General features: G+C 66.1%; 25 protein-coding genes. 20 read left to right on the forward strand and 5 right to left on the reverse strand.

The window, feature by feature from the left end:
* The first annotated feature begins 38 nt into the window (after positions 1-38).
* The 5 genes from AC07U1_RS08550 to AC07U1_RS08570 all read left to right on the forward strand — a co-directional run bounded on the left by AC07U1_RS08550 (position 39) and on the right by AC07U1_RS08570 (position 6,183).
* Positions 39-1,454, forward strand: coding sequence for a glycosyl transferase family protein (locus tag AC07U1_RS08550; protein WP_495176825.1), 1,416 nt, complete (start codon positions 39-41; stop codon positions 1,452-1,454).
* The gene (locus AC07U1_RS08555; RefSeq protein WP_495176824.1) at positions 1,451-2,593 is read left to right on the forward strand and encodes a hypothetical protein; all 1,143 of its coding nucleotides are present in this window, start codon (positions 1,451-1,453) and stop codon (positions 2,591-2,593) included. Before AC07U1_RS08550 ends, AC07U1_RS08555 begins: the two co-directional genes overlap by 4 nt.
* A gap of 102 nt (positions 2,594-2,695) precedes the next feature.
* A complete protein-coding gene (locus AC07U1_RS08560) occupies positions 2,696-3,604 on the forward strand; it encodes a sulfite exporter TauE/SafE family protein (protein ID WP_495176823.1) in 909 nt (302 codons plus the stop codon).
* Entirely contained in the window at positions 3,601-4,374 is a 774-nt protein-coding gene (locus AC07U1_RS08565; protein ID WP_495176822.1) for a TIGR02186 family protein, read from the forward strand. The genes AC07U1_RS08560 and AC07U1_RS08565 overlap by 4 nt, the downstream gene beginning before the upstream one ends.
* 93 nt (positions 4,375-4,467) lie before the next feature.
* Positions 4,468-6,183 carry an ATP-binding protein gene (locus AC07U1_RS08570; RefSeq protein WP_495176821.1) on the forward strand — a complete coding sequence of 572 codons (1,716 nt, stop codon included), beginning with the start codon at positions 4,468-4,470 and terminating at the stop codon, positions 6,181-6,183.
* Positions 6,184-6,301: 118 nt separating this feature from the next.
* Here the strand turns inward: AC07U1_RS08570 and AC07U1_RS08575 are convergent, their stop codons facing one another.
* From AC07U1_RS08575 to AC07U1_RS08585, 3 genes are all read right to left on the reverse strand, one after another.
* Entirely contained in the window at positions 6,302-6,688 is a 387-nt protein-coding gene (locus tag AC07U1_RS08575; RefSeq protein WP_495176820.1) for a VOC family protein, read from the reverse strand.
* 45 nt (positions 6,689-6,733) lie between these two features.
* Entirely contained in the window at positions 6,734-7,867 is a 1,134-nt protein-coding gene (locus tag AC07U1_RS08580; RefSeq protein ID WP_495176819.1) for a cell wall hydrolase, read from the reverse strand.
* A 170-nt stretch (positions 7,868-8,037) separates the two neighbouring features.
* Positions 8,038-8,466, reverse strand: coding sequence for a GFA family protein (locus AC07U1_RS08585; protein WP_495176818.1), 429 nt, complete (start codon positions 8,464-8,466; stop codon positions 8,038-8,040).
* A 56-nt stretch (positions 8,467-8,522) separates the two neighbouring features.
* Here AC07U1_RS08585 and AC07U1_RS08590 point away from each other — a divergent pair, with 56 nt between their 5' ends.
* Positions 8,523-9,080, forward strand: a complete 558-nt coding sequence (locus tag AC07U1_RS08590; RefSeq protein WP_495197682.1) for a hypothetical protein — start codon at positions 8,523-8,525, stop codon at positions 9,078-9,080.
* 10 nt (positions 9,081-9,090) lie between these two features.
* Here AC07U1_RS08590 and AC07U1_RS08595 read toward each other — a convergent pair whose 3' ends face one another.
* Complete coding sequence (locus AC07U1_RS08595) at positions 9,091-9,984, reverse strand: FkbM family methyltransferase (RefSeq protein ID WP_187141142.1); 894 nt, start codon at positions 9,982-9,984, stop codon at positions 9,091-9,093.
* A 319-nt stretch (positions 9,985-10,303) separates the two neighbouring features.
* Between AC07U1_RS08595 and rimP the strand changes: the two genes are divergently transcribed.
* From rimP to AC07U1_RS08630, 7 genes are all read left to right on the forward strand, one after another.
* Positions 10,304-10,852: a ribosome maturation protein RimP gene (gene rimP / locus AC07U1_RS08600; RefSeq protein WP_187141143.1), complete on the forward strand. Its 549-nt coding sequence runs from the start codon at positions 10,304-10,306 to the stop codon at positions 10,850-10,852.
* A complete protein-coding gene (nusA, locus tag AC07U1_RS08605) occupies positions 10,852-12,459 on the forward strand; it encodes a transcription termination factor NusA (RefSeq protein ID WP_056345723.1) in 1,608 nt (535 codons plus the stop codon). The genes rimP and nusA overlap by 1 nt, the downstream gene beginning before the upstream one ends.
* On the forward strand, positions 12,440-13,210 hold the full coding sequence (locus tag AC07U1_RS08610) for a DUF448 domain-containing protein (RefSeq protein WP_495176816.1): 771 nt from the start codon (positions 12,440-12,442) through the stop codon (positions 13,208-13,210). The genes nusA and AC07U1_RS08610 overlap by 20 nt, the downstream gene beginning before the upstream one ends.
* Before the next feature lie 17 nt (positions 13,211-13,227).
* Complete coding sequence (gene infB, locus AC07U1_RS08615; protein ID WP_495176815.1) at positions 13,228-15,783, forward strand: translation initiation factor IF-2; 2,556 nt, start codon at positions 13,228-13,230, stop codon at positions 15,781-15,783.
* Between the two features lie 187 nt (positions 15,784-15,970).
* A complete protein-coding gene (locus tag AC07U1_RS08620; RefSeq protein WP_495176814.1) occupies positions 15,971-16,540 on the forward strand; it encodes a DUF1697 domain-containing protein in 570 nt (189 codons plus the stop codon).
* Between the two features lie 3 nt (positions 16,541-16,543).
* A complete protein-coding gene (rbfA, locus tag AC07U1_RS08625; RefSeq protein ID WP_187141147.1) occupies positions 16,544-16,942 on the forward strand; it encodes a 30S ribosome-binding factor RbfA in 399 nt (132 codons plus the stop codon).
* Positions 16,939-17,694, forward strand: a complete 756-nt coding sequence (locus AC07U1_RS08630; RefSeq protein WP_495176813.1) for a hypothetical protein — start codon at positions 16,939-16,941, stop codon at positions 17,692-17,694. Before rbfA ends, AC07U1_RS08630 begins: the two co-directional genes overlap by 4 nt.
* A 12-nt stretch (positions 17,695-17,706) precedes the next feature.
* Here AC07U1_RS08630 and AC07U1_RS08635 read toward each other — a convergent pair whose 3' ends face one another.
* The gene (locus AC07U1_RS08635) at positions 17,707-19,134 is read right to left on the reverse strand and encodes a WS/DGAT/MGAT family O-acyltransferase (RefSeq protein ID WP_495176812.1); all 1,428 of its coding nucleotides are present in this window, start codon (positions 19,132-19,134) and stop codon (positions 17,707-17,709) included.
* 126 nt (positions 19,135-19,260) lie between these two features.
* On the opposite strand from AC07U1_RS08635, the gene AC07U1_RS08640 reads away from it, so the two are divergent.
* The 7 genes from AC07U1_RS08640 to pnp all read left to right on the forward strand — a co-directional run bounded on the left by AC07U1_RS08640 (position 19,261) and on the right by pnp (position 25,659).
* A complete protein-coding gene (locus tag AC07U1_RS08640) occupies positions 19,261-20,211 on the forward strand; it encodes a bifunctional helix-turn-helix transcriptional regulator/GNAT family N-acetyltransferase (protein WP_495176811.1) in 951 nt (316 codons plus the stop codon).
* A gap of 45 nt (positions 20,212-20,256) precedes the next feature.
* Positions 20,257-20,859, forward strand: a complete 603-nt coding sequence (locus tag AC07U1_RS08645; protein WP_495176810.1) for a thymidine kinase — start codon at positions 20,257-20,259, stop codon at positions 20,857-20,859.
* Positions 20,852-21,391, forward strand: coding sequence for a GNAT family N-acetyltransferase (locus AC07U1_RS08650; protein ID WP_495176809.1), 540 nt, complete (start codon positions 20,852-20,854; stop codon positions 21,389-21,391). Before AC07U1_RS08645 ends, AC07U1_RS08650 begins: the two co-directional genes overlap by 8 nt.
* A gap of 43 nt (positions 21,392-21,434) precedes the next feature.
* A complete protein-coding gene (locus AC07U1_RS08655; protein WP_492737197.1) occupies positions 21,435-21,854 on the forward strand; it encodes a DUF6491 family protein in 420 nt (139 codons plus the stop codon).
* 31 nt (positions 21,855-21,885) lie between these two features.
* Positions 21,886-22,842, forward strand: coding sequence for a tRNA pseudouridine(55) synthase TruB (gene truB / locus AC07U1_RS08660; RefSeq protein ID WP_495176808.1), 957 nt, complete (start codon positions 21,886-21,888; stop codon positions 22,840-22,842).
* Between the two features lie 25 nt (positions 22,843-22,867).
* Positions 22,868-23,137, forward strand: coding sequence for a 30S ribosomal protein S15 (gene rpsO / locus AC07U1_RS08665; RefSeq protein WP_056345752.1), 270 nt, complete (start codon positions 22,868-22,870; stop codon positions 23,135-23,137).
* Between the two features lie 194 nt (positions 23,138-23,331).
* Complete coding sequence (gene pnp / locus AC07U1_RS08670; protein WP_495176807.1) at positions 23,332-25,659, forward strand: polyribonucleotide nucleotidyltransferase; 2,328 nt, start codon at positions 23,332-23,334, stop codon at positions 25,657-25,659.
* Positions 25,660-25,675 lie beyond the last annotated feature (16 nt).

Genomic DNA, 25,675 nt, shown 5'->3' on the forward strand with positions numbered 1-25,675 from the left:
ATGCTTGTGGTGCCTGACGCCACAGGGGGGCGGGGCATATGGGGCTGTCGACCGCAGGGCTGGAAATGCTGGTCGCGCTGGCCAGCCACGAACTGATGCTGTTCGCGTCGGTCGGCATATTGGTCATCGGTTTCGACGATCTGTTCTTCGACATATTGTGGTTCGTCACCCGTGACCGCGATGCCGCGCCGCGCTATCTGCGCGATCATCGGCCGCGGGCGCCGCTCGCGGGGCCGCTCGCGATCTTCGTTCCGGCCTGGGACGAGGCGAAGGTGCTGCCCGCGATGATCCGGCGGACGCTCGCCGCCTGGCAGGGCGAGGATTTCCGCATCTATCTCGGCTGTTATCCCAACGATGCGGCGACGCTGTTCGCGGTGTCGCCGCTGGTCGCGGGCGATCCGCGCCTCCGGCTGGTGATCGGCGATGCCGAAGGGCCGACGACCAAGGGCGACAACCTCAACCGGTTGTGGGCGGCGATGGGCAGCGACGAGCGGGTCGAGGACATATGGTTCGCGGGCATCGTGCTCCACGACGCCGAGGATATCGTCCACCGCGGCGAGCTCGCGCTCTACCGCGCCGAACTGACGCGCCATGCGATGGTGCAGATTCCGGTGCTGCCCCTGCTCGGGCTCGGGCAGCAATGGGTCGCGGGCCATTATGCCGACGAATTCGCCGAGGCGCATGGCAAGGATCTGGCGCTGCGCACGCGGATCGGTGCGCCGCTGCCCTCGGCCGGGGTTGGCTGCGCGCTGACGCGCCACGCGCTGACCCTGTTGTCGATCGAACGCGGCGGTCAGCCCTTTCGCGCCGACAGCCTGACCGAGGATTATGAGATCGGGATCCTCGTCGGCACCCATGGCCTTGGCACCGCGTTCGTCGCGGCCATCGACGACGCGGGCGACTGGATCGTGTCGCGCGGCGCTTTCCCCGAAACGATCGAGACCGCGGTGCGCCAGAAATCGCGCTGGATCGCGGGGATCGCGCTCGCGGGATGGGACCATCTCGGCTGGGCGGGGCCGCAGGACGGCGGCTGGCGTGCCCGCTGGATGCTGTGGCGCGATCGCCGTGCCCCGCTCGCGGCGCTTGTCCTGCTCGCCGCCTATGCCGCGCTGGTCGTCGGCGCGGCGGGCTGGATCGGCCATGCGCTCCTCGGCTGGCAGGCGCGTCCGCCGGGGGCGATGCTGCAATATCTGATGGGCCTGTCGGCGACATTGCTGCTCTGGCGGTTGGGCATGCGCGGCCATTTCGCGGCGCGCGCCTATGGCTGGCGGCAGGGGCTGCGGTCGATCCCGCGCGCCTTTGTCGCCAACATCGTCGCGATGCTCGCGGCGCGGCGCGCGGTCGCGGTCTATTGGCGCATGCTCCGGTCGGGGCGGGTGGTATGGGACAAGACACCGCATGGCGAGCGCGACGCGCTGCCGGTTCCGGCGCTGCCACCGGGGCGCAGCGGGTGACGGGCGTCATCATCGCCCGCCACACGCGTCGCGACGCGCGGTCGCTGCGTTTCCTGTTGCTCCTGCTCGGCGGTTGGACGCTGGTGCGGGTGATGGCGCACTGGAACCCAGCGATCCCGTCGTCGCCACCCGGGATGCCGCCTCCGCCCTGGGCGGGCGAGGCCATGCCTGCACCATGGGCGACCGCCGAAGCGACGCCCCGCGCCGTGCCGGCTTCGATGATCGCTGCGGGCGGACAGCAGAAAGAACGGATGTCGCGCCCGCTGCCGCAAACCCCGGTCGCGGATACGGACGCGGCCAGCGGCGAATGGGGCGGCGGCGACCGGCACAATCTGCGGCTCGCGCTGATGGCGCGATTGCTGCCGCCGCAAGTCGGCGGCGCCTCGGCCGCCGCCTTTCCGGCCGGTGCATCGGCGTGGGTGACCGCGCCGCTGCCGGCGCGTGCCGCGCCGCCCGGCCGCGGCCAGCCCTTCTGGATGCAGCGTCAGCTTGCCGGCTGGTCGCTCGGCAGCTGGGCCTATATGCGCAGCGGGTCGGGCGATGCGCCGCCCGGCGGCATCGCCGCGGCGAGCCAGCTCGGCGGCAGCCAGGCCGGCGCGCGGCTCGCTTTTGGTTTCGGCGACAGCGGGCGCGTGCGCGCCTATGGCCGCGCGACGCTCGCGCTCGCCGAAACGCGCCAGCGCGAACTCGCCTTCGGCCTTGCTTTCGCTCCGGCCCGGCACCTGCCGCTCGATGTCGCGATCGAGCAGCGTGTCGCGGCGGGAAGCGCCGGGCGCACCGCCCTCGCGGCGATGGTCAGCGGCGGGGTCGGCGATGTCGCCTTGCCGCGGCGTTTCCGGCTCGAAGCCTATGGACAGGCAGGCATCGTGGGGGCGCGGCGGCGCGACGGTTTTGCCGATGCGGCGGTCGTCGTCGACCGCGAAATCGCCCGGAACCCGCAGGCCAGCCTGCATCTCGGCGCGCTCGCGGCGGGGGCGGTACAGCCGGGCGCGGGGCGGGTCGATGTCGGCCCGCGGCTGACGCTGCGCCTGCCCGAAGTCGGCGAGGGCAGCCGCCTCGCGCTCGACTGGCGGCAGCGCGTGGCGGGCGATGCGAAGCCCGGCAGCGGTCTCGCGCTGACTCTCGCCGCCGACTTCTGATTTTTCCCGATTTTCCGTGCTGCGGCGATTCCCCATGGCATGAAACTGGTCTAGGGTCGGCGCAGCCGCTCCGTCCGGGGCGCATTTTCGCATTCGGGGCCCATGGATCTCTACCTTCCTGTCGCCAATTTGTCGGTCAATGCGCTGGTCATCATCCTGCTCGGCGGCGGGGTGGGGTTCCTGTCGGGCATGTTCGGCGTCGGCGGCGGTTTCCTGACCACGCCGCTGCTGATCTTCTATGGCATTCCGCCGACGGTCGCGGCGGCATCGGCGGCGACCCAGGTCACCGGCGCCAGCGTGTCGGGCGCGCTCGCGCATTTCGAACGCGACGGGATCGACCTGCGCATGGGCACGGTGCTCGTCGCGGGCGGGCTGATCGGCTCGCTGATCGGTGCGGCGCTGTTCGAGCTGCTCACCGCGTGGGGGCAGATCGATACGACGATCAACATCCTTTATGTCGCACTGCTCGGCTCGGTCGGGTCGTTCATGGCGCGCGAGGCGTGGGGGGCGCTGCGGGCGATGAAGGCGGGGGTGCCGGCCCCGGCGCGTAAGCGGCGGCACCATCCGATGGTCGCCAACCTGCCGCTGCGCTGGCGCTTCTATCGCTCGGGCCTCTATATTTCGCCGCTCGCGCCCTTGCTGCTCGGCATGGCCGTCGGCGTGCTGACGATGCTGCTCGGGGTCGGCGGCGGCTTCATCATGGTCCCGGCGATGATTTTTCTGCTCGGCATGGGAACGCAGGTCGTCGTCGGCACCTCGCTGTTCCAGATATTGTTCGTGACGATCGCGACGACGATGGTCCATGCGATGACCACCGGCGCGGTCGACATCGTGCTCGCCGGGCTGCTGCTGATCGGCAGCGTCACCGGGGCGCAGGTCGGCGCGCGTTTCGCGCAAAAGGTGAAGCCCGAATATCTGCGCATGGCGCTCGCGGTGATCGTGCTGCTCGTCGCGCTGCGCATGGCGGTCGACCTCTTCATCCGCCCCGAAGAAATCTACACGGTCCAGTGACCCGCGTCTGCGCCTTGCTGCTGTTGCTGGCTGCGACCTTCTTCGCGACCGGCCCGGCGCGCGCCGACGATCCGCGTCTTGTCCCCGACGTGTCGAGCCGCGCGATCGACATCCAGTACAGTTTCACCGGCGAGGAATTGCTGCTATTCGGCGCGATCCTCTATCCCGGCCAGCGCCTGCCCGACGACCGCGCCGACATCGTCGTCGTGCTGAAGGGGCCGGTGCGCCCGATCGTCCTGCGCGAAAAGAAACGCGTCGCGGGCATCTGGGTCAATGCGAACAGCATCCGCCTGCGTACCTCGCCCGGCTTCTACGCGATCGGCTCGTCGCGGCCGATCGATCAGCTGGTCGACGAGCGCACTGCGGCAATCTTCGAGCTCGGCCTTACCAACCTGTCGATGTCGCCGACGGGCTTTTCGGAGGCTGCCAAGCTCGAGCGTTTCGAAAACGGGCTGATCGACCTTTATCGCCGTCTCGGGCTTTTTTACGAGAATCCGGCGGCGGTGGAAATCAGCGAAGGCGTGTTGTACCGCGCGCGCATTCCGGTGCCGGCGCGGGTGCCGGTCGGAACCTATCGCGCCGAAACCTTCCTGATCAGCAAGGGGCGCGTGCTCGCGGTCGCGTCGCGCAACGTCGAGATCCGCAAGGCGGGTTTCGAACGCTTCGTGGCGCTTGCGGCGCAGCGCCACGGCTTTCTCTATGGGCTGGCCGCGGTCGCGCTGTCGCTGCTCCTCGGCTATGCGGCGTCGGCAGCCTTCAAGCGGCGCTAACCCCTCGATTTTGCCGATCATAAGCGCTTTCTTTACCATCAGATGCGATACCGGTGTCCGGGGTCACGAAACGACACAGGCGGGGCAGTTTTGATGGATATGCAAGGTGGCGGGTACAAGGCCGGGGAAGCTGCGCCGGTGCAGCACGTCCGGCTGGCTGGCGGCGTCGCGACCGCAGCGCCGGTCAACCCCGCCGCCGCACATCATCGCGACGACCTGTTGGTCGGCGAAGTCATTGATATTTCGGGCTCCGCTTCGCGCATCCTGCTCGACGTAGGGGCGCTGCAGCGTCTGTCGGATTCGGGCGATCCGGCGGTCGCCATGGCGGGCCAGGTCGGCGCGCAGATCAAGGTTCGCGTCGGCAATGTCTGGCTGCTCGCCAGCATTCGCGACCAGCAATTGCACGAGCGCAGCGAAGGGCTGATCCTTGCCTCGATCGACTTTCTGGGGGAAGGCGACGAAGAAAAGCTGACCGGCCGCATCCACAATTTCCGCCGCGGCGTCACCCGCTATCCGATTCCCGGCAGCCAAGCCTATGCGGCGACCAGCGCGGACCTCAAGCAAATCTATGCCGCCGACGACCGCGCGCATGTCGAGATCGGAACCGTCTATCCGACCAAGGATATTCGCGGGTCGCTCTATGTCGACGCGATGCTGGGCAAGCATTTCGCGCTGCTCGGATCGACCGGCACCGGCAAATCGACCAGCGCCGCGCTGATCCTCCACAAGATTTGCGAACAATCGCCGCAGGGCCATATCGTGATGATCGACCCGCACGGCGAATATTCGGCGGCGTTCAAGAACACCGGCGCGCTGTTCGACGTCGACAATCTCGCCATGCCCTATTGGCTGATGAACTTCGAAGAACATTGCGAGGTGTTCGTCACCAGCGAGGGCCGCGATCGCCAGGGCGACTGCGATGTGCTCGCCAAGTGCCTGCTGATGGCGCGGCAGAAGAACCGGCTGGCCGAGGGCATGACCAAGCTCACCGTCGATTCGCCGATCCCCTATCTCCTGTCCGACCTGCTCAACATATTGCAGAACGAGATGGGCCGGCTCGACAAGGCGTCGTCGAGCGCGCCCTTCATGCGGATCAAGGGCAAGATCGAGGAAATGCGCGCCGACCCGCGTTATAATTTCATGTTCTCGGGCATGCTCGTCGCCGACACGATGGCCAATTTCATCGGCAAGATTTTTCGCCTGCCGTCGGACGGCCGGCCGATTTCGATCATCGACGTGTCGGGGGTCCCCTCGGACATCACCGCCGTCGTCGTCGCGGTGCTGTCGCGGCTGACCTTCGACTATGCGATCTGGTCGCGCGGCGAGCCGCAGCGCCCGATCCTGCTCGTCTGCGAAGAGGCGCATCGTTATATTCCCGCCAAGGACGTCGGCCAGGGCCAGGCGGTGCGCAAGATCCTCGAACGCATCGCCAAGGAAGGCCGCAAATATGGCGTCTCGCTGGGCCTGATCACCCAGCGCCCGTCGGATCTGGCCGAAGGCGTGCTGTCGCAGTGCGGCACGATCATCTCGATGCGCCTCAACAACGAACGCGACCAGCATTTCGTCAAGGCGGCAATGCCCGAAGGCGCGCGCGGCTTCATCGATTCGATCCCCGCGCTGCGCAACCGCGAATGCATCATCTGCGGCGAAGGCGTCTCGATCCCGATCCGCGTCTATCTCGACACGCTCGAAGAGGACAAGCGCCCGGCGTCGAGCGATCCGCTCTTCTCGAAACTATGGCGCGAGACCGGCGGCGAGGCCGAGATTCTCGAGCGCGTCGTCAAGCGCTGGCGCAGCCAGGGACGATAAGCTTCCAAGCATCGTCATTGCGAGCGAAGCGAAGCAATCCAGGGCGGGTTACGCGACTCTGGATTGCCGCGTCGCCTTTGACTCCTCGCAATGACGAGGCTTTGTTGGTCGATGCCGCTTACGCCGCCGCGGGTTCCCACAATTCGATCGGATTGCCTTCGGGATCGAAAACGCGCGCAAAGCGGCCGAGGCTCGGGTCATCCCATTCGGGTTTGGTGATCACCTCGTCGCCCGCGGCGCGAAACGGGGCGAGCACGGCGTCGAGGTTGTCGACGCGCAGGTTGATCATATGCTGCCGGTCGGCTGGGAAATAGTCGCTGTCGGCCTTGAAGGGTTCGAAGACGAGCGGACCCGCCGCGACATTCCACACCCATTCATTTGGCGCGACGCTCTCGTCGGCGCTGCACCCGCCGCCGATGCCCAGGCGCTCGCGATACCAGGTCTTGAGCGCGGCGGGGTCTTTCGACCGGAAAAACAGCCCGCCGATGCCCTTCACATGTCCCATGACAAACCTCCCTGCGGATGATGGTGGCAGGCTAGGCCTAACGGGTCAGCGAATCCACTCTCCGCTCTTGTTATATTCCTCGCGGACCTGTCCCGACTGGTTGAGCCGCGGGTCGGCATAGGTTTTCGCGGGCGCGGCAGGTGTCGCCACCGGGGTGCCGATCGCGCGTTCGCCTTGCGCCATCGCCTGCGGCGTCGGCGCGGGGGCGACGTTGGGCAACGGCGCGAGCGTGCCGCTGCCTTCGGGAAGCAGGCCCGTCGGCGCGGCGCCCTGGCCCTTTAGGATCGCGAGCTGCTGGGCGACGGGCAGATAGGGGCCGGGCACCGGCTCGCGGCCGAGATACGGCGCGCGAAAGGCGTCGGGCATGCCCCAGCGGCCGCGCCAGCGGTGGAAGATATGCGCGCCGACGATGTTGGTCATCACCAGGCTCTTGCCCCAGCGCGGCCAGATCGCCTGCGTGTGATAATGAGTCGCGAGCCCGACCCCCGGGAAGACATAGCCGTTCAGCGCCGCCGATGCGATGCGGCTGGCGCGCAGCCAGTTGGCCTTGCTCGGCGCGCGCGCCATCGCGCCGTCGCAACTGAAGGTGAACTGGCACACCCCGGCGCGCTGCGATCCCTGGAACACGACGCCGCAGATCGTGTTGGGAAAGCTCGGGTGGCGGGCACGGTTGACGATGACCTGCGCGACGCCGCGCATGCCGTCGTCGCTTTCCGACGCGGCTTCGTAATAGATCGCCGAGGTCAGGCAATAATGGGCGCGTTCGCGGTCGAGCGCGGTGACGCCGCGAAACACATAGGGTTTGGCGGGCGGTCCGACGAAGGTCTCCTGGCGCAGCGTCGCGGGATCGACCCCGGGGGTCGCGGTCGCGTCGGCCCAGCCGACGCTGCCCGGATCGGGAAGCGTCGGATCGAGTTTCAGCGCGTCCTCATAGTCCCCGGCGTTCATGATCGCCCAGCGGGTGGGGTCGTAGACTTTGAAAGTCAGCGGGACGCTGACGCTATAGGGGCCGGGGACATAGGCGCGCAGTTGCCCGGTGGTCGCGACGAGTGCGAAACAGGCGAGCAGGCTGGCGAAGGCGAGGCCGATCCACCAGCGTCGCCGGGGTCCACGCGGCGCGGCGTCGCGCGCCGGGTCGAGCCAAGGCGATCGCGCCGAGAGGTTGAATTCGGGCTTCATGCGTCAAATGCGTCTCGTGCCCCCCTTCGCGACCGATTCGCGCGGGGTCCGGCAGCCTGTCTTATGCCGCGAGGTGCGAACAAAATGTTGCGCGGCGCCGAGGGTGTCCCGCACGGGGACAGGATTGTAACGCATGCTTATGCCCGGGCGGCGCGGTGCCGTGCCGCCGGTCAGCTTTCGCCGACCCCGAATTTCGCCATAACCTCGGCTCCGGTCAGCCGTTCGCGCGTCCCGGTGAACGCATAATGGGCCGGTTTTTCGTCGATGAAGATTTCTTCGACCATGGCGAAACCGTCGGCGCCGCCGAACAGCCCGGCGGTGAAGGAATAGCTCGCCTTCGGCTTATAGAAAAAGAACAGGTGCGTTCCGCATTGGCGACAAAAGCCGCGCTCGGCCCATTCGGAGGAGGCATAGCGGCCGATATGCTCGGCCCCCTCGATCTCGGGGTCGGTGACCATGCGCAGCGACAGCAGCGCGCTGCCGCCCCAACGCCGGCACATGCCGCAGTGACAGGCATCGACATGCGGTTCGGGCGGCGTCATCCGCACCGTCACCGCGCCGCACAGGCACTGGCCTTCGAGTTTGTTTGCCGCCGTCATATGGGCCTCCGTTCGCCGCGCTCGCGGTTTTTTAGCAAGCGTCATCCGAAAGGGGAATGCCGCCGGTCGTTAGCCGGTCGTTGACGCCGTCGGGCTATGGCATCGCCATGACCGGCACCGCCATTCCCAGCTATCGGCGCAGCGCGCGAACCGACTACCGCATGTGGCTGCTGCTCGCCTTCGGCCTCGCCTTTTTCTGGGCGGGGTCGGCGATCGATCCGGCGCATAATTGCAGCGCGGACGGCCGCGAGTGCGCGCCCTGGCTGGTGCCGTTGGCGCAGGGTTTCGGGGCGCTGGTCGGACTCGGCGCGGCGCTCAACATGCTCGCCAACCCGAACCGTGGCAGCTTCGTCGATCCCGCGACCGGCGATCTTGTCTGGTGGCAGGGACGGGTTGGCGCGTCGGGTGGCGACGAAGGGCGCATCCACCCCTCGCGCATCGGCAAGATCCGCATCGTGCGGCAGGACGAGAGCGATGACGCGGTGTCGCTTTATGATCTCGAGGGCGAACGGTTGTTCTGGTTCGATGCCGAGGTCATTCCCTGGCCTTATGAGCGCTGGGCCGAACGGCTCGCGGGGCAGTGGCCGCATATCGTGGTGGAAACAGAGGGCTGACCGGACGTGATCAGGGCCTGACGACGACCAGATCCGAAAAATCGATTGCCATCAACGCGTCGTCATCGTCGTATCGCGTCAGATTCGCATCGGTGTCGAGCCGGTAGATGATCAGGCCCAATTCGCGAAGCGTTCTCAGCATTGCCCGCGCCTTTTCCGCGTCCAGGATCGGGGGCACGAACTCCATCAGCATCTTCAGATTTTTCGACCGCGCCAATATCTCGCGCGCGCCGTCGATGATTTCGGGTTCATGACCCTCGGCGTCCATTTTCATGAAATCGATCCCGGGGCAGCCGTGCATGACAGCGTCGAGCGTGTCGACCGGCACCGCGACTTCGTGCGAGGCGCGTCCCGTTTCGCGTTCGGTATGTTCGACAAAGGCCGAGGAGATGTCGCGGATCGTCGAGGTCGCCTCATAGCCCGGAAAGACACGCAGCATCGCCTCCCCCTGACGATTCGATAGCGCGATGCGATGGCGGCGGGCGATACCGCCAAAACCATTGTTGTGCAGATTGTCGGACATCAGCGCATAGGCGGTCGGATTTGGCTCGAACGCCCAGAGCTGGCCACCCGGCTGCGCGCGCCACGCGCCGAGTACCGAATAAAAACCGGTGTTCGCCCCGACGTCGACGACGACGTCGCCGGGCTGGATCAAGGAAACGAGCAGTCGGCTGTTGTGCGGTTCGACCATCCCGAAGTGGAGGATGTTGGGCGTGACGATCATGTCGCGGGTCGACGCGAGAAAGCTATGCCCGGTCCACAATTGGGTCATCACGATTTCCCGCCCCATATAGACCCCCGACATCGGGTTGGCTTTGGGCGGAAGCGGCCCGAAATCGCTGGCTCCATCGATCAGGTCGGCAAAGGGCCGGGGCGCGGGCGAGCTGGCGTTTTGGGCTTGCATGTCGTTAGCATAACAGCTTGCGACATAGGAAGTCGCGGAAAAATGGTATGAAAATGGCGGTACCAAAAGGGCCGCGGTCGCTGGGTGGAATTACGAAAAGGCAAGGGGGGAAGGCGTTGATGGGCGCCGCCATTTGGTATGGCGATGCGGGGTTGGCTCCGGGCCTCCACAGCCGGCGGCATTCCCCCTTGCCCGAATCCCCCGCACCGCCTATATGCGCCCTACTTCTTGACATGGTTAGCCAGTTGGGACGTCGGGGCCGCGGGCCGCGGCGGCTATTCCCGCATGGTTTTCCGCCCAACCGTTTTGAAAGACCCGCTTGGCCGATCTCGACGTTCTCAATGCGATCATCGCCCCCGAAGCCGAAGCGCTCGGCCTTGCGCTGGTGCGCGTCGCCTTTTTTGGCGGCGAGAGCGATCCGACCCTGCAGGTGATGGCCGAACGGCCGGAGACGCGCCAGCTGACGATCGAGGATTGCGCCGAATTGTCGCGCCGCATCTCGGCCCAGCTCGACGCGCTCGAGGAAGCGGGCAAGGACCCGATCGAGGTGGCGTACCGCCTCGAAGTGTCGTCGCCCGGCATCGACCGGCCGCTGACCCGCCACAGCGACTTCGCCGACTGGGCGGGGCATGAGGCGAAGGTCACGCTCAAGGAAAAATTGAACGGGCGTCAGCGTTTCAACGGGCTGCTCGCCGGGATCGATGGCGATGACCTCGTCACCATCGTCGACAAGGAAGAGGTCGAGCACAAACTGCCGTTCGACGCGATCGACACGGCGAAGCTCGTCCTCACCGACAAATTGATTGCCGCAACCATCCCGCTGTCGCTCGACGGCGCGGACGAACTGGAAGAAGAAGGACAGGACTGATGGCCACTGCCATTTCCGCCAACCGCGCCGAGCTGCTCGCCATTGCCAATTCGGTGGCCAGCGAGAAGATGATCGACAAGGGCATCGTCATCGAGGCGATCGAGGAAGCGATCCAGCGCGCGGCGCGCGCGCGCTACGGCGCCGAGAACGACATCCGCGCCAAGCTCGACGTCCAGACCGGCGATCTTCGTTTGTGGCGCGTCGTCGAGGTCGTCGAGACCGTCGAGGATTATTTCAAGCAGGTCGATCTCACCGCCGGGCAGAAGCTGCAGAAGGACGCCCAGCTCGGCGACTTCATCGTCGACCCGCTGCCCGCAGTCGATCTGGGCCGCATCGACGCCCAGTCGGCGAAGCAGGTGATCTTCCAGAAGGTCCGCGAAGCCGACCGCGAACGCCAGTATGAAGAGTTCAAGGACCGCGCCAGCGAGCTGATCACCGGCGTCGTCAAATCGGTCGAATTCGGCCACATCGTCGTCAACCTCGGCCGCGCCGAAGGTGTCATCCGCCGCGACCAGCAGATCCCGCGCGAACTGATGCGCGTCGGCGACCGCGTTCGCGCGCTGATCCTGTCGGTGCGCCGCGAAAACCGCGGGCCGCAGATTTTCCTCAGCCGCGCACACCCCGACTTCATGAAAAAGCTTTTCGCGCAGGAAGTGCCCGAAATCTACGATGGCATCATCGAGATCAAGGCCGCCGCCCGCGACCCGGGCTCGCGCGCCAAGATCGGCGTCATCAGCTATGACGGCTCGATCGATCCCGTCGGCGCCTGCGTCGGCATGAAGGGCAGCCGCGTCCAGGCGGTCGTCCAGGAAATGCAGGGCGAAAAGATCGACATCATCCCCTGGTCCGAGGACACCGCGACCTTCGTCGTCAACGCGCTCCAGCCGGCGACGGTGCAGCGCGTCGTGATCGACGAGGACGACGGCCGCATCGAAGTCGTCGTTCCCGACGACCAGCTGTCGCTCGCCATCGGCCGCCGCGGCCAGAATGTCCGTCTCGCCAGCCAGCTGACCGGCAGCCAGATCGACATCATGACCGAGGCCGACGCGAGCGAGAAGCGCCAGCGCGAATTCGTCGAACGCTCGACGATGTTCCAGGAAGAGCTCGACGTCGACGAAACGCTCGCGCAGCTGCTCGTCGCCGAAGGCTTCGGCGAGCTCGAGGAAGTGGCCTATGTGTCGCTCGACGAGCTGGCGAGCATCGAAGGTTTCGACGACGAACTCGGCCAGGAACTGCAGAGCCGCGCCACCGAAGCTCTCGAACGCCGCGAAGAGGCAGCGCGCCAGGAACGCCGCGGCCTGGGCGTCGAGGACGATCTCGCCGAAATCCCGCACCTGACCGAAGCGATGCTCGTCGTGCTCGGCAAGGCCGGGATCAAGACGCTCGACGACCTCGCCGACCTCGCCACCGACGAACTGATCGCCAAGAAGCGTCAGGACAATCGCCGCGGTCCGGCGCGCGAGCGCACCGAGGACAAGGGCGGCGTGCTCGGCGAATATGGCCTGTCCGAAGAGCAGGGCAACGAGATCATCATGGCGGCGCGCGCGCACTGGTTCGAAGACGAACCCGCAACCGGGGAGGCCGCTGATGCGGACCCCGCACAATGATCAACTGAGCGAACCAGACCGCGCTGGTCGGCGCGGCCAGCATGTGCCCGAGCGGCGCTGCGTCATCACCGGCGAGGTTTCGCCGGCGGAGCGACTCGTGCGCCTCGCGCTCGGTCCCGACGGCAGCATCGCGCCCGACGTCCATGGCAAGGCGCCGGGGCGCGGCGCGTGGATCGGCGTCACCCGTGCTGAACTCGAAGCGGCGCAGGCAAAGGGCAAGCTGAAAAGCGGGCTCGCGCGTGCGTTGCACGAGGGCCAGTTCACCATCCCCGACGACCTCGGCGCGCGCATAGCGGCGCAGCTCGAACGCGCGACGCTCGACCGGCTGGGGCTCGAATCGCGCTCGGGCACCTTGCTGAGCGGCAATGAAAAGATCGAAACCGCGGCACGCAAGGGCCAGGTTCGCCTGCTCCTCCATGCCAGCGATGCGGGCGAGGACGGGCGCAAGAAACTGGCGCAGGCGTGGCGGGTCGGCGAGGACGATGAGGGCTCGGGCCGCGAGGGGCGGGTCTTGCCGGTGGACCGTGGCACCCTATCTATGGCATTGGGGCGCGAGAATGCGGTGCATCTGGCGATAACCGATGCCCGCGCTGCGGCGCGTGTGCTTGCGCATTTGAGCCGCTGGCAGTTTTTCACAGGATGGAGTAGGGACGCGGCCAACCGCGATTCCGACCCGCACAACCCGTCGTCCGACGATGGGGCAGAAATTGGGGCGGGGCCAGATGGCACCGCCGCTTCGGACGCGTTTTGAAGGAATGATGGTTTTCGATGAGTGACGAACAGGACAAACCGACCCTTACCCGCAAGCCCCTGGGGCTGAAGCGGACGGTCGAGGCCGGACAGGTGCAGCAGCAATTCAGCCACGGCCGCCGCAATACGGTGGTGGTCGAGGTGAAGCGTCGCCGCGTGCTCGGTCGTCCCGGCGAAGCCGCGCCCGAGCCGGTGGTCGAAGAGGTTCAGGCCGCTCCGGCGCCTGCGCCCGCCCCTGCGCCGGCCCCTGCGCCAGCTCCCCCCGCGCCGAAGCGTGCGAGCGAGAACGACAGCCTGATGTCGCGCCAGGAACGCCAGGCGCAGCTGCTGCGCGAGGCCGAAGAGGCGCGCATGAATTCGCAGGAAGAAACGCGCCGCCGCGAAGAGGCCGCGCGCGTCCGCGCCGCCGAGGAACAAAAGGCCCGCGCCGAAGCGCCGGTGGCCGAACCCGTCGCCGCGCCCGCGGTCGAAGCGGCGCCCGCCGTGGAAGCGCCCGTCGCCAAGGCCGAGGAAGTCGAAGCGGCACCCGCACCGGCACCCGCACCGGCAACCGCGCCCGCGCCGCGCGCCGCGCCGAGCGCGGCCCCCGCGCCGCGCCGCTTCACCCCGGTCGAGGCGCCGAAGCGTCCCGAACCCAAGCGCCCCGAACCCAAGGCGAACCGCGGCGCCGACAACCGCCGCCAGTCGGGCAAGCTGACCGTCACCCGCGCGCTGAACGACGACGAGGGCGCCCGCGCGCGCAGCCTCGCGGCGCTGAAGCGCGCCCGCGAAAAGGAAAAGCGCTCGCACACCACCTCGTCGGGCCCGCGCGAGAAGCAGGTCCGTGAAGTCGTCGTGCCCGAAAGCATCACGGTCGCCGAACTGGCCAACCGCATGGCCGAAAAGACCAGCGACCTGATCAAGGCGCTGTTCAAGATGGGCGTCCCGTCGGCCAGTACCGACACGATCGACCAAGACACCGCCGAACTGCTCGTCACCGAATTCGGGCACGAGATCACGCGCGTCAGCGAAGGCGATATCGACATCCGCCACGATGAGGATGTCGACGATGCCGATCATCTGAAGCCGCGCGCACCGGTCGTCACGATCATGGGCCATGTCGATCACGGCAAGACCTCGCTGCTCGACGCGCTGCGCGGGGCCAATGTGCAGGCCGGCGAAGCCGGCGGCATCACCCAGCATATCGGCGCCTATCAGGTGAAGACTCCCGACGGCAGCCTGGTGACCTTCCTCGACACTCCGGGTCACGAGGCGTTCACCGAAATGCGCCAGCGCGGCGCCAACGTCACCGACATCGTCATCCTGGTGGTCGCCGCCGACGACGGGCTCAAGCCGCAGTCGATCGAGGCGATCAAGCATGCGAAGGCGGCCGGCGTGCCGATCATCGTCGCGATCAACAAGGTCGACAAGGAAGGCGCCAACCCGCAACGCGTCCGCGAACGCCTGCTCGAACATGAGCTGGTGGTCGAGGAAATGGGCGGCGACGTGCAGAATGTCGAAGTGTCGGCGCTCAAGAAGACCGGCCTCGACAAATTGCTCGAAGCGATCGCGGTGCAGGCCGAGATCATGGAGCTCAAGGCCAATCCCGACCGCGCCGCCGAAGGCACGGTGATCGAGGCCAAGCTCGACAAGGGCCGCGGTCCGGTGGCGACGATTCTCGTTCGCCGCGGCACGCTCAAGGTCGGCGACATCTTCGTCTGCGGCGCCGAAAGCGGCCGCGTTCGCGCGCTGATCGACGACAAGGGGCAGCAGATCAAGACCGCCGGTCCGTCGATGCCGGTCGAGGTGCTCGGCCTCGGCGGTGTGCCGATGGCGGGCGACATCCTCACCGTCGTCGAGAACGAGGCGCGCGCGCGCGAAGTCGCGGCCTATCGCCAGGAACAGGCGACCCGCAAGCGTACCGTTCAGGCACCGGTCAGCCTCGAGGGCATGTTCGAGGCGCTGGCCGACAAGACCAATGTCATCCAGTATCCGGTGGTCATCAAAGGCGATGTGCAGGGCAGCGTCGAGGCGATCGTCAATGCGCTCAACAAGCTGTCGACCGACGAGATCCGCGTTCGCGTGCTCCATTCGGGTGCTGGCGCCATCACCGAAAGCGATGTGACGCTGGCGGCGGCGACCAAGGCGCCGATCATCGGCTTCAACGTCCGTCCGAACGCCAAGGCGCGCGAGATCGCCAAGCGCGAAAAAGTGCGCTTCCTCTATCACGACGTCATCTATCACCTGACCGACGAGATCCGGAAGGAAATGGCGGGCGAGCTGGGTCCGGAGCGGATCGAAACCGTCGTTGGGCGTGCCGAGGTCAAGGACGTCTTTCCGGCCGGCAAGCGCGACAAGGCTGCGGGTCTGCTCGTGCTCGAAGGCGTCATCCGCAAGGGGCTGCACGCACGCCTCACGCGCGCCGACGTCATCGTCTCGGCAACGACCATCGCGTCGCTGCGCCGCTTCAAGGACGACGTCGCCGAAGTGCGCGCCGGTCTGGAATGCGGTGTCGTGCTGTCGGATACCAACGACATCAAGGCCGGCGACAACCTCGAAGTGTTCGAAGTCGAGATGCGCGAACGGACGCTGTAACGGCGAGGTGGCATGGCCGGGGAAGGCAGGGACCAGCAGGACGGCGACGAGGCAGGGTGGGAGCGCGAGGCTCTCGGATTCCTCGGCGACGGCTGCTTGTTCGGGTGCCTTCCTCTCGGCGCGGGGCTGAGCGCGGTGTTTGTGGTGGCGGGGCACGGTCTTTGGCAGGCCGTGCATCCCTATTTCCTTGTGTGAGGCTCTCGATATCGCTCGTTACGTCGCCTTGTTCGGCAGCATCAACGTCGGCGGCAACCGGCTGAAGATGGTCGACCTGCGCTCGGCGTTCGAGGCCGAGGGCTTCAGCAATGTCGAGACCGTCGTGGCAAGCGGCAATGTGCTGTTCGACCATGATGCGCGGCCGACGCGCGGGCTTGAGGAAAAGCTTGGCCTGATGGTCGACGACCGCTTCGACATGACGAGCGCGGTGCTCGTGCGCGACCGGGACGAGCTGGCGTCGGCGATTTCGGACAATCCGTTCGCGGGCACGAACGAGGACAAGTTCGTCCATACGATGTTCCTGACCGACCAGCCGACCACGGCGCAGTTCGAGCAGCTGGTCGGCGATCATCTTGGCCGCGGGGGCGAGAAACTGGCGCTCGGCAAGCGCATGCTGTTCCTCGATTATGGCGACGGCGTCGCCGACAGCAAGCTGACCGGGGTTTTCATCGAAAGGCACTTGGGATGCAAAGGCACCGCGCGTAACATGCGCTCGATCGCACGGATCGTCGCGAAACTGGACGAAGAGGCAAAGGGTTAGGCGATGAAGACCGAAAAGGACAAAGGCCCCTCGGTCCGCGCGCTGCGCGTCGGCGAACAGGTGCGCCACCTGCTCAGCGAAATCCTCGCGCGCGGCGACGTCCATGACGATGTGCTCACCCGGCATCCGGTGAGCGTCACCGAAGTCCGCATGTCGCCCGACCTGCGCCACGCGACGGTGTTCATCAAATCTTTGCTCGGCAAGGAAGAGGAGGCGGTGCTCAAGGCGCTGCGCACCAACACCGCCTGGCTGCAAAAGAGCGTCGCCGAAAAGATGCGCATGAAATATGCCGCGAAGCTGAAATTCCTGAGCGACGAAAGCTTCGACGAGGCGAGTCATATCGAAAAATTGCTGCGCGATCCGAAGGTGGCACGGGATTTGGAGGACAGGGGCGCCGAATGAGGGCGCGCTGGATCGCCGTGGTGAGCGCGACTCTGATCGCGATCGCTGTGGCTCTCGGCGTGTCGTTGTCCGGCGGCGAGCAAGAATGGCATGTTGCGCGGGGTGCGCTCGATGCCGATTGCAACAACAGCGGCGCCAACCCCGACGGCAGCGTGCAGTTCATGGTCATGTGCCCGCGGTCGGCAACCTCGCCCGATGGGCGCTGGAAGATCGTTCAGACGCCGGCCACGGGCGGCGAGCGAGAAATCTACGACGTTCGGATCGAGGACGCGAGCGGGCGCATCATTGGTTCGATCCCCACACTCAATGACAGCATGCCGTTCGTGCTGCGATGGTCGCCGCGGCGCGACTGGTTTCTGATCAATCATTGGCTGGGGTCCGGCCTAGAGCAGCCCCGCGTGTTCGAGATTACGCCTTCCGGGGTAGTCGAGCATCGCCGCCATCTCGATGCAGGTCTGGCCCAAGCGCACCGCATTTCTCCGTGCCTTCCCATCGACAAGATGGAGGCATCGGGAAGCGGCATCAAATGGTCGCGCGACGGGCGGCGGCTCGCATGGGCCTATGTGACGCGCCCCGACATGTGCGTCTTTTATGGCGACATGTCGGGACCGATCCCCGCCGACCAGCAATGGACACCGTTCCTGATGATCTCGGATGTCGACACCGGCGCGGTCGTCGCGGATTCGATCCGCCTGCTGCCGGATGACGGCAAATGGGATTTCCCGGCCGATGGCCCCTATGCGGATTTCTGATGCTAAGGGCGCCTACTTGCCCTTCCCCGTCTTGATGCCCGCCGCCGCCTCCAGCTCGACCAGCGCTTCCTCCAGATAGTCGATCATGCGCTGCGCGTGCGGCACGCTGCGGCGGCACGCCGTGATGCCGAAGTCGATATTCTCGAAATTCGACACCTGGGTGATGTTCATCGCCATGCCGTCGACGGGGATGCTCGCGGGGTACATGCCGTCGAGGCGCGCGCCGTTCCAGTACATCTGCTCGCGCGGGCCGGGGACGTTGGAGATCGTCACCGAATAGGCCGGGAATTTGTCGGCGGTGCGGGTCAGCGCGGTGAGCATCATCGGAAAGCTGGTGATCGCGGTATAGAGCTGGATCTGCGACGCGGTCATCGCGCGCAGCTGCGCCTTCGCCGAGTTCATCGATTCCTGGATCGCCGCCATGCGCGTCGCCGGGTCGTCGATATGCGTCGCGAGGTTGGCGGTTACCGACGCCACCGAATTGCCCGAATCGATATCGTCCTTGGGCCGGATCGACACCGGCGCCATGGCTTTCAGCGGCTTGTCGGGCAGCTCGTTCAGCGACTGGAGATATTTGCGCATCGCGCCCGCGCACATGCCGAGCACCGCGTCGTTGATCGTGCCGTCATAGGCCTTGCCGACCCGCCGTACGCGTTCGAGCGACCAGCTCTGCGCGACGAAGCGGCGCGCACCGGTGATGTTGCGGTTGAAGCTGGTGCGGGGCACCCCGGCGAAGGGCGTGACGAGTCCTTCGCCGCCGAGCCCCACCATCGCCGCGACATATTGGTTGAGCGCCTTGGTCACCCCGACGCTGTTGCCCCATTGCTCCTTCAGGAAATCGCCGATCGCCGCGATGTCGGTCAGGCTGGGGCGCTGCGCCTTTTTTGGCTGCGGGAATTTGCGCTTATAGGCTTCATAGGCCTCGACCGAGAGCGGCGAGGCGGTGCGCCGTTCCTTGGGGTCGGGCGACAGCATCGAATTGTAGAAATGGATGCTCGCCGCGCCGTCCATCAGCGCGTGATGGATTTTCTTGAAGGTCGCGATCTGCCGGTTGGGCAGGCCCGAGATCAGCGTGATCTCCCACAGCGGCCGCGTTCGGTCGAGCAGCCCCGAATGGAGCCGCGAGGCGAGCTCGAACATCTCGCGATAGCGGCCGGGCTTGGGCAGTGCCGAGGCGCGGACATGGTAATGCATGTCGATGTCGCGGTCGGGTTCGAGCCGGATCGGCCCATATTGGCCGAGCGCGGTCAGCTTCAAGACTTCGCTGAACGGCCGCCGCAGGCCTTCGGACTGGCGGAGCAGCGCAAGCTGTTCGTTGAGCCAGTCGGTCTCGTCGACATCGTCGGGCAGGGTGTACAGGTTGATGCCGCCGATATGCATCGGCATCTCCCGGCTTTCCCCCACCAGAAACATCGCATCGCTGATCGGCATCAGGCGCATCGGCAGCTCTCCCCACTGTATGTGCTGCGTTTATTGTGCGCAGCATGGCAGGGGGGGCGGGCGAGTCAAGCGGACGGTCCATGCCATTTAGTTGACATCGTCAAATAAATGGCGCATCGGATCGCCATGCCATCGGTCAACCTTCCCCAGCCGGACGATCAGGCGCCGGCGCCCGACGCCGCCACTGCCGCGCTGCGCCGTTTCAACCGCTTCTACACGCGCTTCGCCGGGGTGCTCGGCCCCGGCTATATGGGCAGCGAGCTATCGCTGATCGAGGCGCGCATCCTCTATGAAATCGCGACGGGGCAGCCGATCGTCTCGAAGCGGATCGTCGAGACGCTGTCGGTCGACCCCGGCTATCTCAGCCGCATCCTGCGCCGATTTGCCCAACAGGGATGGATCGCGCGGACGCGCGGTGCCGACGCGCGCGAGCATCCGATCCGGCTGACCGCCGCGGGCGAGGCGCTGTTTTCGGACCTCGATCGCACCACCGCTGCGTCGACATCGGCAACGCTCGCGCATCTGTCGCGCGACGAGCAGGCAGGGCTTGCCGAGCGACTGGCATGGATCGAGGCACGGCTGGCGGGTACGCCGCTGCCGCCGCCGACGGTCCGCCTGTGGCGACCGGGCGACATGGGGCTGATCACCGCGCAACAGGCGGTCTATTATCGCCACGCCTATGGATGGGGCGATGCGATGGAGGTGCTGGTCGGTGAGATCACGAGCCGCTTCGTTCGCGATTTTCAGGCCGGCCGCGAACAATGCTGGGTCGCCGAACGGCATGGCGAACTGCTCGGCAGCGTCTTCCTCGTCGCCGAGTCGGACAGCGTGGCGCGGCTGCGCCTGCTCTATGTCGACGCCGCGGCGCGCGGCCATGGTCTCGGCCGCGATCTCGTCGGGCGCTGCATCGCTTTCGCGCGCGGCGCGGGCTATACCGAACTGGTGCTCTGGACACACACGGTCCTCGTACCGGCGCGCGCCATCTATGCGGATCTTGGTTTCACCATCGAAAAGGTCGAGACCCACGACGAATTCGGCAAGCCCGAACAGAGCGAGCATTGGCGTGTCGCGCTTTAGATCCTGATAACTGGTACAAGGCCGGCGCCCGCGCTATTGGGCGCCATGGCCAAGCTCTATTTCTACTATGCCAGCATGAACGCCGGCAAATCGACGACGCTGTTGCAAGCGGATTTCAACTATCGCGAGCGCGGCATGGAAACGATGCTGTGGACCGCGGCGCTCGACGACCGGTACGGCGCGGGGCAGGTGACGAGCCGCATCGGCTTGATGGCCGAGGCGCATAAATTCGACCCCGACAGCGACATCGGCGCCGCGGTGCTCTCCGAGAACCGCCAGCGCCCGCTCGCCTGCGTTCTCGTCGACGAGGCGCAATTCCTGACCAAGGCGCAGGTGTTCCAGCTCGCGACGCTCGCCGACGAGGCCAATATCCCGATCCTCTGCTACGGCCTGCGCACCGATTTTTCGGCCGAGCTCTTCCCCGGGTCTGCCGCCCTGCTCGGCATTGCCGACGCGCTCGTCGAGCTGAAGGCGGTGTGCGAATGCGGGCGCAAGGCGACGATGAACCTGCGCGTCGACGAAACCGGCCGCGCGGTGGTCGCGGGCGCGCAGACCGAGATCGGCGGCAACGACCGCTATGTCGCGATGTGCCGGCGCCATTTCATGGCGAAACGGCGCGAGGCCGCGGCGGCGTTGACCGATGCTTGACCGCCTCTATGTCGAACTCGCCGATGGCGATCTCAAACTCGTCAAGCTGGCCGAGGCGCATCGCGACGCGCTGCGCATTGCGTGCGCCGCCGATACCGATATCTGGCCGATCTATTCGTCGAGCTTCGGCCCCGGTCATTTCGATGCGAGCTTCGATGCGCTGATCGGCAAGGGCGGCCGCATGCCCTATGCGATCTTCGACGGCGACAGGCTCGTCGGCATGACCGCCTGGCTGCGCCCCGATATGTCCGCGCAGACGGTCGAGGTCGGCAACTCCTATATCCATCCGGATGCGCGGGGAACCGGCTTCAACGGGCGGGTGAAGCAGTTGATGCTCGACCATGCCTTCGCGGTCGGCATCCGCCGCATCGAGTTCCGCATCGACGAGCGCAACACGCGCAGCCAGGCCGCCGTCGCGAAACTGGGCTGCACCAAGGAGGGCACGCTGCGCTCGGAACGCATCACCTGGACCGGATATGTGCGCGACACCGCGCTCTGGTCGCTGCTCGCGGATGAGTGGGTGGTGCGCTAGGGTCAGCACCGGTTCAGACTCGGCCTGTTAGGGGGATGCCATCATGAAACAGAAACTCGCACTCTCCCTGGCCGCCTTGCTGCTCCCCCTTTCGGCAGCGGCGGCCGCCGAGCCGGAGGCGCCGCGCGAAATCGGCGTCGAGGCCAGTATCGCCTTTCCTGCTTATGGCACCGTCCGCAATTTCGAGGCTGACGGCGACGACGGCATCTGGATCGAGGACCAGCGCCGCGACTGGTATTATGCCAAGCTCACCGGCTATTGCCCCGATTTGGATTTCGTCCAGGCGATCGCGATCGATACGCGCGGCACCGCACGGCTCGACAAGTTCGGCGCGATCATCGTGGGCGGCCAGCGCTGCGCTTTCACCTCCTTCGTCACCGCCGAAAAGCCGCTGCCGCGCAAGCAGCGGTTGAAGCTGGCCAAGGAAGCGAAGGCCGCCGCGAAAGCCGCCGAGTCAAATTGACGCTGGCGGCGCCGCGCCATAGAGCGCGGCGATGAACGGCTGGATCATCCTCGACAAACCCCTGGGGCTCGGTTCGACGCAGGCGGTCGGCGCGGTCAAGCGCGTGTGCCGCGAGGCGGGACTGGGCAAAGTCAAGGTCGGCCATGGCGGGACGCTCGACCCGCTCGCGACCGGCGTGCTGCCGATCGCGCTCGGCGAGGCGACCAAGCTGTGCGGGCGGATGCTCGACGCGAGCAAGATCTACGACTTCACGATCCGCTTCGGCGTCCAGACCGACGGGCTCGATGCCGAGGGCGAAGTCGTCGCGACGAGCGACGTGCGGCCGACTTTGGCCGAAGTGGAAGCGGTGCTGCCGCGCTTCACCGGCCCGATCGAACAGGTGCCGCCAGCGTACAGCGCGATCAAGATCGACGGCCAGCGGGCGTATGACCTGGCGCGCAAGGGCGAAGCGGTCGAGATGAAGGCGCGGGGTGTTACGATCTATTCCCTTCGTCATGCCGGACTTGATCCGGCATCCATTGCGGCGACGGAAGCATGGACCCCGGGTCAAGTCCGGGGTGACGATGACGGGGGGGCGCGGCTTAAAGAAATCACCCTCACCGCGCATGTCTCCAAGGGCACCTATATCCGCAGCCTGGCGCGCGATATCGCGCATGCGGCCGGCACCGTCGGCCACGTTACGATGCTCCGCCGCACCAAGGCCGGACCGTTCGATCTGGAACAGGCGATTTCGCTGGACAAATTGAACGCGTTCGGCCAAGGCGCCGCGCAATCAGAAGTCATTCTGCCGCTCGAGGCAGGGCTGGTCGACATCCCGGCTCTGAACCTCTCCCCGGAAGCGGCAGGGGCGATCCGTCAGGGTCGTGTCTGGACCGGGGTAGCTACGGACGACGGGCTCTATTGGGGACGCGACGACGACAATCGTCCGATCGCCCTGATCGAGGCTTTGGCGGGAACGCTGAAGGTCGTGCGCGGCTTCAATCTTTAAGCCATGATGTTCGAGGAACAGATATATGTCGATTACCGCCGAGCGTAAAACCGAAGTCATCAATGACAATGCCCGCACCAAGGGCGATACCGGGTCGCCGGAAGTCCAGGTCGCGATCCTGACCGACCGCATCAACAACCTGACCGGTCACTTCAAGGCGAACCACAAGGACAATCACAGCCGCCGCGGGCTGCTGATGATGGTCAACAAGCGCCGCAGCCTCCTCGACTATCTGAAGAAGAAGGACGAGGCCCGCTATCAGGCGATCATCGCCAAGCTCGGCTTGCGTAAATAAGAGTTTCTGGCGGCCCCGGATTTCCGGGGCCGCTGTCATATTGGCTGTCCGCAAAAATGCGCGACGCCACTGGGCCGCTCCCGCATCCGGCGGGACCGCCATTGGGGCATAAAAGCGCCCCGCACCGCCCCGGGCCGGATTGCCCGGAACAGAGGCCCCGCCCGGCATAGGGCCCGGCGGGCAAAGGAAATCACATGTTTGACGTGAAAAAAGTATCGATCGAGTGGGGCGGTGAAACGCTGACCCTCGAAACGGGCAAGGTTGCCCGTCAGGCCGACGGCGCGGTTGTCGCGACGCTCGGCGAAACCGTCGTCCTGTGCGCGGTCACCGCTGCCAAGACGGTCAAGGAAGGGCAGGATTTTTTCCCGCTCACCGTCCATTATCAGGAAAAATATTCGGGCGCGGGCCGCATCCCCGGCGGCTTCTTCAAGCGCGAACGCGGTGCGACCGAAAAGGAAACCCTGGTTTCGCGTTTGACCGATCGTCCGATCCGTCCGCTGTTCCCCGAAGGTTTCTATAACGAGATCAACGTCATTGCCCAGGTCCTGAGCTATGACGGCCACAACGAGCCCGACATCCTCGCGATGGTCGCCGCGTCGGCCGCGCTGACCATTTCGGGCGTGCCCTTCATGGGCCCGATCGGCGCCGCGCGCGTCGGTTATGTCGATGGCGAATATATTCTGAACCCGACCGACGAACAGGTCGCCGCCGGCGACCTCGACCTCGTCGTCGCCGCCACCTACGATGCGGTGATGATGGTCGAGTCCGAAGCCAATGAGCTGTCGGAAGAGGTCATGCTCGGTGCCGTCCTGTTCGCGCACGACGCGTGCAAGGAGGTCGTCAAGGCGATCGTCAAGCTCGCCGAACAGGCTGCCAAGGATCCCTGGGACATGGCCGAACAGGCCGACCTGTCGGCCGCCAAGGACAAGCTGAAGAAGCTGATCGGCAAGGATATTGCCGCCGCTTACAAGCTGACCGACAAATCGGCCCGCTCGAACGCGCTCAACGAAGCGCGCGCCGCCGCCAAGGCCGCCTTCGCCGACGCGACCCCGCAGGACCAGATGGCCGCCGGCAAGCTGATGAAGAAGCTCGAGGCCGAAATCGTTCGCGGCGCCATCCTCAAGGACGGCAAGCGCATCGACGGCCGCACCACGACGCAGATTCGTCCGATCGTCGCCGAAACGCACTTCCTGCCCCGCGCGCATGGCTCGGCGCTGTTCACCCGTGGTGAAACGCAGACGATCGCGACCTGCACCTTGGGCACCAAGGAAAGCGAGCAGATGATCGACGGGCTCAACGGCCTGTCCTATTCGAACTTCATGCTGCACTATAACTTCCCGCCCTATTCGGTCGGCGAAGTCGGCCGTTTCGGGGCGCCCAGCCGCCGCGACATCGGCCATGGCAAGCTGGCATGGCGTGCGCTGCACGCGGTGCTGCCGACGAAGGACGAGTTCCCCTACACGATCCGCATCACCAGCGACATCACCGAGTCGAACGGCTCGTCGTCGATGGCGTCGGTGTGTGGTGGTTCACTCGCGATGATGGACGCCGGCGTGCCGATCAAGCGCCCCGTCTCGGGCATCGCGATGGGCCTGATCCTCGAAGGCAAGGATTATGCGATCCTGTCGGACATCCTCGGCGACGAAGATCATCTCGGCGACATGGATTTCAAGGTCGCGGGCACGTCCGAAGGCATCACCACGATGCAGATGGACATTAAGATTGCGGGCATCACCCGCGACATCTTCGAGGCCGCACTGAACCAGGCCAAGGAAGGCCGCGCACACATCCTCGGTGAAATGGCCAAGGCGCTCGGCGAAACCCGCAGCGAATTGTCGGCGCACGCCCCGCGCATCGAAACGATGCAGATCGACAAGTCGAAGATCCGCGACATCATCGGCACCGGCGGCAAGGTGATCCGCGAGATCGTCGCGACCACCGGCGCCAAGGTCGACATCGACGACGAAGGCCTGATCAAGATTTCGTCGAGCGACCTCGACCAGATCGAGGCGGCCCGCAAGTGGATCAGCGGCATCGTTGAGGAAGCCGAAGTCGGCAAGATCTATGACGGCAAGGTCGTCAATCTCGTCGATTTCGGGGCGTTCGTGAATTTCATGGGCGGCAAGGACGGTCTCGTCCACGTCAGCGAAATCGCCAACGAGCGCGTCGAGAAGGTCTCGGACGTCCTCAGCGAAGGCCAGGAAGTCAAGGTCAAGGTCCTCGAGATCGACCAGCGCGGCAAGGTTCGCCTGTCGATGCGCGTTGTCGATCAGGAAACCGGCGCCGAGCTCGAAGATACCCGCCCGGCGCGCGAACCCCGCGAGCCCCGCGGCGACCGTGGTCCGCGCCGTGACGGCGGCGACCGCGGTGATCGCGGCCCGCGTCGTGATGGCGGCGGCGGTCGCGACCGTGGTCCGCGTCGCGACGGCGGCGGCGAAGGTCGCAGCGATCGGGGCCCGCGCCGCGAACGCAGCGAAGGTCCGGAAGATCAGGGGCATGTGCCCGACTTCCTGAAGGACTAAGCGCTTCGGAGCAGGA

It is taken from the genome of Sphingopyxis sp. GW821-FHT02C12 (assembly GCF_059421785.1).

Bases quoted from the DNA above. Each gene is read 5' to 3' on its own strand.
- AC07U1_RS08635 (WP_495176812.1), bottom strand. From the start codon at position 19,134: ATGCGCCTGATGCCGATCAGCGATGCGATGTTTCTGGTGGGGGAAAGC.
- nusA (WP_056345723.1), top strand. From the start codon at position 10,852: ATGGCCACTGCCATTTCCGCCAACCGCGCCGAGCTGCTCGCCATTGCC.
- AC07U1_RS08560 (WP_495176823.1), top strand. From the start codon at position 2,696: ATGGATCTCTACCTTCCTGTCGCCAATTTGTCGGTCAATGCGCTGGTC.
- AC07U1_RS08585 (WP_495176818.1), bottom strand. From the start codon at position 8,466: ATGACGGCGGCAAACAAACTCGAAGGCCAGTGCCTGTGCGGCGCGGTG.
- rbfA (WP_187141147.1), top strand. From the start codon at position 16,544: ATGAAGACCGAAAAGGACAAAGGCCCCTCGGTCCGCGCGCTGCGCGTC.
- AC07U1_RS08645 (WP_495176810.1), top strand. From the start codon at position 20,257: ATGGCCAAGCTCTATTTCTACTATGCCAGCATGAACGCCGGCAAATCG.
- AC07U1_RS08590 (WP_495197682.1), top strand. From the start codon at position 8,523: ATGCCGCCGGTCGTTAGCCGGTCGTTGACGCCGTCGGGCTATGGCATC.
- AC07U1_RS08655 (WP_492737197.1), top strand. From the start codon at position 21,435: ATGAAACAGAAACTCGCACTCTCCCTGGCCGCCTTGCTGCTCCCCCTT.
- infB (WP_495176815.1), top strand. From the start codon at position 13,228: ATGAGTGACGAACAGGACAAACCGACCCTTACCCGCAAGCCCCTGGGG.
- AC07U1_RS08550 (WP_495176825.1), top strand. From the start codon at position 39: ATGGGGCTGTCGACCGCAGGGCTGGAAATGCTGGTCGCGCTGGCCAGC.
- truB (WP_495176808.1), top strand. From the start codon at position 21,886: ATGAACGGCTGGATCATCCTCGACAAACCCCTGGGGCTCGGTTCGACG.
- pnp (WP_495176807.1), top strand. From the start codon at position 23,332: ATGTTTGACGTGAAAAAAGTATCGATCGAGTGGGGCGGTGAAACGCTG.
- AC07U1_RS08595 (WP_187141142.1), bottom strand. From the start codon at position 9,984: ATGCAAGCCCAAAACGCCAGCTCGCCCGCGCCCCGGCCCTTTGCCGAC.
- AC07U1_RS08610 (WP_495176816.1), top strand. From the start codon at position 12,440: ATGCGGACCCCGCACAATGATCAACTGAGCGAACCAGACCGCGCTGGT.
- AC07U1_RS08575 (WP_495176820.1), bottom strand. From the start codon at position 6,688: ATGGGACATGTGAAGGGCATCGGCGGGCTGTTTTTCCGGTCGAAAGAC.
- AC07U1_RS08580 (WP_495176819.1), bottom strand. From the start codon at position 7,867: ATGAAGCCCGAATTCAACCTCTCGGCGCGATCGCCTTGGCTCGACCCG.
- rpsO (WP_056345752.1), top strand. From the start codon at position 22,868: ATGTCGATTACCGCCGAGCGTAAAACCGAAGTCATCAATGACAATGCC.
- AC07U1_RS08640 (WP_495176811.1), top strand. From the start codon at position 19,261: ATGCCATCGGTCAACCTTCCCCAGCCGGACGATCAGGCGCCGGCGCCC.
- AC07U1_RS08650 (WP_495176809.1), top strand. From the start codon at position 20,852: ATGCTTGACCGCCTCTATGTCGAACTCGCCGATGGCGATCTCAAACTC.
- AC07U1_RS08570 (WP_495176821.1), top strand. From the start codon at position 4,468: ATGGATATGCAAGGTGGCGGGTACAAGGCCGGGGAAGCTGCGCCGGTG.
- AC07U1_RS08630 (WP_495176813.1), top strand. From the start codon at position 16,939: ATGAGGGCGCGCTGGATCGCCGTGGTGAGCGCGACTCTGATCGCGATC.